Origin of the sequence: Xanthomonas dyei, from assembly GCF_002939865.1 — a bacterium.
Classification (GTDB): domain Bacteria; phylum Pseudomonadota; class Gammaproteobacteria; order Xanthomonadales; family Xanthomonadaceae; genus Xanthomonas; species Xanthomonas dyei.
Genome location: NZ_MDEE01000086.1, coordinates 1 through 5,073, shown reverse-complemented (window position 1 = coordinate 5,073; position 5,073 = coordinate 1). Strand labels below are relative to the sequence as shown.

The 5,073-nt window shown below is 54.2% G+C and carries 4 protein-coding genes and 2 pseudogenes; 1 reads left to right on the top strand and 5 read right to left on the bottom strand.

Features of this window, described 5'->3' with window-relative positions; genetic code table 11:
* The first annotated feature begins 160 nt into the window (after positions 1 to 160).
* Positions 161 to 388 (top strand): hypothetical protein, encoded by a 228-nt coding sequence (locus tag XdyCFBP7245_RS24095; protein ID WP_158255535.1) that lies wholly within the window; start codon positions 161 to 163, stop codon positions 386 to 388.
* 106 nt (positions 389 to 494) lie between these two features.
* On the opposite strand, the pseudogene tnpA reads toward XdyCFBP7245_RS24095, so the two are convergent.
* From tnpA to XdyCFBP7245_RS24690, 5 genes and pseudogenes are all read right to left on the bottom strand, one after another.
* Positions 495 to 927 (bottom strand): annotated as a pseudogene (tnpA, locus tag XdyCFBP7245_RS23100) (IS200/IS605 family transposase).
* Positions 928 to 1,051: 124 nt separating this feature from the next.
* Positions 1,052 to 2,420 (bottom strand): annotated as a pseudogene (locus tag XdyCFBP7245_RS23095) (IS5 family transposase).
* Positions 2,421 to 2,565: 145 nt separating this feature from the next.
* Positions 2,566 to 3,804, bottom strand: a complete 1,239-nt coding sequence (locus XdyCFBP7245_RS23090) for a hypothetical protein (protein ID WP_211287774.1) — start codon at positions 3,802 to 3,804, stop codon at positions 2,566 to 2,568.
* Between the two features lie 85 nt (positions 3,805 to 3,889).
* Positions 3,890 to 4,261, bottom strand: coding sequence for a hypothetical protein (locus tag XdyCFBP7245_RS24695; protein ID WP_484606955.1), 372 nt, complete (start codon positions 4,259 to 4,261; stop codon positions 3,890 to 3,892).
* 50 nt (positions 4,262 to 4,311) lie between these two features.
* Positions 4,312 to 4,911 carry a protein-tyrosine phosphatase family protein gene (locus XdyCFBP7245_RS24690; protein ID WP_146091728.1) on the bottom strand — a complete coding sequence of 200 codons (600 nt, stop codon included), beginning with the start codon at positions 4,909 to 4,911 and terminating at the stop codon, positions 4,312 to 4,314.
* Between the last annotated feature and the right edge of the window lie 162 nt (positions 4,912 to 5,073).

Here is a 5,073-nt window from a genome sequence, read left to right as displayed (position 1 = left end):
AGCGCTTGATCTGTTCTTCGTCCATCACTGCACTCATCGATGTCTCCTCTGAAAACTAACACCTGAGCAGAGTTTCAGTGGGTCATTACACAACTCTTTCGCCAGCTTCCGATCAGTACATGCAGCAGTCTCCGTCACTAGCAAGCCATTGATTTCCAGCATGAGCGACCGCCGCGATCAGGCGAAATCCCAAGTTCGCTCGCAATGCCACGAGTTGTTCAGAGGTTCCCTAACGCTCGGTGGTGCTCAGGCCGATCCGATGGTGCTTTGCCTTGGCATGGCTGCTGGCGTCCTGTTGCTGGCTGGGCTGGGGCGTGCTGCCTTTCGGAGTGGATACGGATTGATGGACCAGGTGCTAGACCCGAAGCAGGATCAACCTCGCAACTGAGTAAATATCCCCCGGCAAAGCCGGGGGCTTTAGAGATGTGAGCCGCTCAAAGTGGCTGCGGGAGCGCTACGCGCTTCCCTTGTTGGGACCACCTGAAGGTGGCCGACTACCTCAGCAACTGCAATTGGTCCAAGCGCCGATCTTCCGCCTCCTGGTTCTGGATGTATGCCCGGATCAGCCCTTCATCCCGACCGACCGTCGTGACGAAGTAGCCTCGCGCGCAAAAGCTCTGACCTACAAAGTTCCGCTTTCGCTCCCCATACACCCGCGCCAGGTGGATGGCGCTCTTGCCCTTGATATAGACCACCACCTGCGACAACGCATACTTCGGCGGAATCTTCAACAACATAATGGACGTGATCTGGCATCAGATGGCCCTCCTCAACCCGGCTCTCCTTCTGCTCAGCCAATCGCCGGAACACCTCTCCTAGATGCGTCCTCAGGCCCACATACAGCGCCTTACGGCGACACTTCGGTATGAACACGACGTGGTACAGACACTCCCACCTGGTGTGACCTAAGCTCTCAAATTCATCCATCTCGGTTCCTCCGTCTCGTGTGCTCGGCGGCTGATGGACTCCCGGATACGTCAAACTTCTACTGCCTCCCCGGCAGAGCCGGGGGAACTCTCAGGTTGGTTTAGTCGCCCCTGAAAAATTCTTTTCAGCAAGCACAGGTTGTGCTCGGCGTCACTGGCGAGGGGACCGACGACGATAAAGCCGCCTGGAACCAGCCGCGTAAAAACGCGATAAACCGCATCAGCCAGCGCAGGTTGTAGCCGGCGGCCGCGCCGAGGGCATTGCGGGCATCTCCCTGGGCACCCTTGAGCCAGTACCGATCCAGCCGATGCCCCTGCTTCAAATGTCCGATCACCGATTCCACCGCCTGACGCCGTTTGATCCAGCTCCATTGCCGTCGTGTCAGCGACTTGGCCTTACCTCGGTGCAGGATCTGCACCCCCGCGACCTCTCTTGCGCGGTAGCCCAAGTCCACGATCGCCATCGTCGGCACCGCCCTGGTGTCCTGCATCAGCGTGCGGGCCTGTTCAAGCTGCTCGGCCAGTGTATCGCCGTCATAGGGATTTCCCGGGAAGCTACGCGCGCCCGCGATCAGGCCCTTGGTGCCCGTCACCGCAATGCCCGCCTTCACCCCGAACTCATAGAGCCTGCGGGCCTTGCCCTTGCCGATGCATTCGGCTTCCAGCGCGTGCAACGCGTACAGCTTCTGCTTGTCTTTGGGGCGCTGGCGCCAGATGCGCTCGGCCCGCCCCAGCCAGGTCTGCAGCGTCTGCTGCACGGCCGCGTCCAGTCCATCCAGCTTGCGTCCAATGTCCCGAATCACCCGGCCCAGCACCGTGCGCTGCCGGCGAGAAGCACCCGCCGCATCCGCTTGAACTGCTTGGCATAGGCTTAGCGGCCGGCCTGCCGACTCAGTCCTGGTCCTTCGCGCTCGTAGCTCTGCCGCAGCTTCAACCCATGCCGCTTGCACCGCATGACCAGCTTGCGGCGCGCCACCTCCAGCAAGCGGCTGTCGGTGGGATGGGCGATGGCCTTCTCCTGCACCGTGCTGTCCACGATCACCCGCGATAGCTCGCGCCCATCCACCGCCTTCATCGCCTTGGCCGCGTTGATCGTCTGGGCCAACAGCTCTTCCATGCCCGCCTCACCCAGACGCTGGCGCCAGCGCGTGAGCGAGCTGGGATCGTACGGCAGGATCGTCTGGAAGAACACCTCGACAGTGAAGAACTGCCAATACGGGTTCTCCAGCCAGCGCTCACACACCGCCTCGTCAGACAAATCGTAGGCATGCTTGAGTTAGAGTAGCCCGGCCATCAGCCGGATCGGCAGCGCCGGGCGGCCGCCGCGTACAGGATCGGCAGGCAAACGCGAGGCCAGGGCCTGTTCCAGTGCCGACCAAGGCATCTTCCCGGTCAAGCGTGCCAGTGGATGGCGCAGGTCGATCTGGTTCTCCAGACGCGAGCGGAACAGGTCTTGGACAGGGGGGCTTCGGTAGCAGGAAGGCGCAGGCGCATGGCGGAAATTGCAAGGAATCTGCAAGCAGTCTTGCAAAAAGCGGCGCTGCGTGCATGCCTGTTCCAGACGCGAGGACGTGATGAATCAACGGGTTGACGGGTTATTCAGGGGCGAATATTTACATTATTATCAATATAATAAGGCCTATCCAGCATAACGCTTTATCTCCGTGAGGGAGGATAATTCCGACAACCGCTTCTTCGCATCGATGGTATAGCCATACAAAGCGCTTTTAACTTCATCTATCTTAGTCGGGTCTATTCCATCAACGGTCAATAAGATTCCGCTGTGAATTTCCGCGTAACTATGCGTGAAGACTTGACTCTTCTCAACATTCTTGGTGCGCAGGCCCTGTTTCTCTCGTATCGCATTCATCTGCATCGCCATCACAACTGTAGGCCCTTGTTGCCGAAAAAATTCCAACGACAAATCAATCAATGCGTCCTTGGCCTGATCTGTTGTCAGTTCTGGTGCCGACCACTGGACGCCGAGTTCCATAGCTGCATAACGAGCCGCTATCACAACGTCTGAAGAGCTTCCTGATGTTCCGGACATGACAGGAACTTGCGCAGCATCCCTAATACTGGTGCCAGCATCCATAGACAGATCCATTCCCGATAAGGTTTTAGTCGAATGTGTCCCAGAACGATTAGCGTCATGGCGATTCTTTTTTCGATATGATTTTCGTGGTTGAATATTTAGGCGGCCAGCCAACAATTGTCCCTCTTGCGATAGTTCGAAGCCGGTTTTTACTTGCTCTGCAGTGAACGGGCCTGATTGGCCTTTAAGTATCATGGAAAAAGCGGAAGCTGCTTGGTCTGAAAGCTTCCAAGAGCGGGATTTAGCATAAGGAGAGTCCTTATCAGGTTTTTCAAGCCCAAGGACCTCGTCACCTAATTTATTACGGTCTCGGCATTCTAGCGCAGGTTCATATTTCCATAAGCTTCTCTCAAGATGACAAAGCCATTCTGCCTGCTTATGCGCAAAAGATTTGATATCTCTCATTGCGCATGTTGCGTTAGCAATCAGGGCCTTCTCGGCCGCGATGTTTGATATATATGCCTGAGCCCGTTGGCAAAGATGGTGTTCGGAATAATAAGCATTATTTGACAAAGATTGTGATAGAAATTGCATGATACTTGAATCGGTTTGATTGTTTGGGTGATAAATATTCCCGGAAATATTCGCTGCGCTATACGAAATCTCGGAGCTGCGAGCAGGTTTTGGGGCGCGAGATAGTGGGAAATTATCTGCCTGAAAGGATTTCGCCCTCTGGTCTGAGCACTCGACTGGAGTATCCAAATTTTGCTTATCTTCTGATTCTGAGAGGGATATTCCTGTGCTTGTAGAATTGAAATTTGATACAGATTTTGGATTAAACATATTCTGAGACTACCTTCTATGTTTGATCTTCACTTAAGAGGCTGCTGGAATAATGAATTCCACCTGCTTATCGTCAGCAATGTGTTCACACATTGTGGTCGAGCCATTCGGACCATAAAAATGGCTGACCCTTTGGATTTTCCTTGGCGTACTCGTAGAATAGAGGAAGGAACTCGGACCTTTCATTACGGAATTCTGAGCGCCCCTTGTCAGAAACGTCTTTATTATTGTCCAGACTTCGTCCTGGATTAAATTTACGTTGCCGGTCGATGATGTCATCAAACGACAACATTGCAGCATTTCTTAGTATGTCATGCATGACAATAAAGATTGTCGTGCGGCCCAGACCCATACCACAATGTACATGCAGCCTTTCATCAGGGGTCATCTCCCGCTCCATTGCAATAAACGCATCAATATCGTCCGTACGCGGTGACAGATGATCTGTCACTGTCAAACGTACATATTTGGCGCCTGCAGCTCTCACAAGCTCTTCTTCGCTAAAAATCAGTGGCCTATATTTAACGTCGCCCCGCGTGGGTTGCGGGCTTCGCTCTTGACATCTTTGCGATGGAAGATATTTACCGTCTCTTGCGATTTAAGCGCTTGAATCCTCTGTTGCTCGTCTGCCAAGGCTTCGTCACGTGATTTGCCAGCATTGCCCCAGTTGTTTGGTGTACGCCAAGTACCCGGATAACCGCCGACGATGGCATGCGACTCTTCGCGGGCATCCAGAACGACCACTGGGCGTTCCTTGGACGGCATCAACCTAGTAATCTGCCCCATGGACGCGATACTGCCGCTACCTGAAACGTGCAGGTTTTTCCAACCAGTCGGATTGGAGCTTTCGGGTAGGTCAAATTCGTCCGAGGAGCGAAAATTATCGGATTCTCCTAGATCTCTGTCGTAAGCTAGAACAGGACATGAGGTGGCTGGTGGCGGGAGATGCAAAGGGTTTCTGGATTTCTGGATCATTTGATGAAGCGCTGCTTTCGACCGAGGTGGTTGCCGGCTTGGTAAATCAGCGAGCTCTGCGGGAACCGCTTGATGAACGTGGTTTGATACAACCTCCTCATGAATACTCTTAGCGGAGTCGGCACTCTTCATCCCCTCGCTGCCGGCCGATGGTGCAATTGAACTAGATATTGTGTTTCGCATTTGCAATCATCCACATATAAGTGACTATAGAAGCAAGTTTGGCGAAGAGCGCGCCGCTTCGCTTTACCTCACCGAAGTCTTAGCTGCGACGACGAAGCCATTGAGGCGGAG

Bases quoted from the DNA above. Each gene is read 5' to 3' on its own strand.
- XdyCFBP7245_RS24095 (WP_158255535.1), top strand. From the start codon at position 161: ATGAGCGACCGCCGCGATCAGGCGAAATCCCAAGTTCGCTCGCAATGC.
- XdyCFBP7245_RS23090 (WP_211287774.1), bottom strand. From the start codon at position 3,804: ATGTTTAATCCAAAATCTGTATCAAATTTCAATTCTACAAGCACAGGA.
- XdyCFBP7245_RS24690 (WP_146091728.1), bottom strand. From the start codon at position 4,911: ATGAAGAGTGCCGACTCCGCTAAGAGTATTCATGAGGAGGTTGTATCA.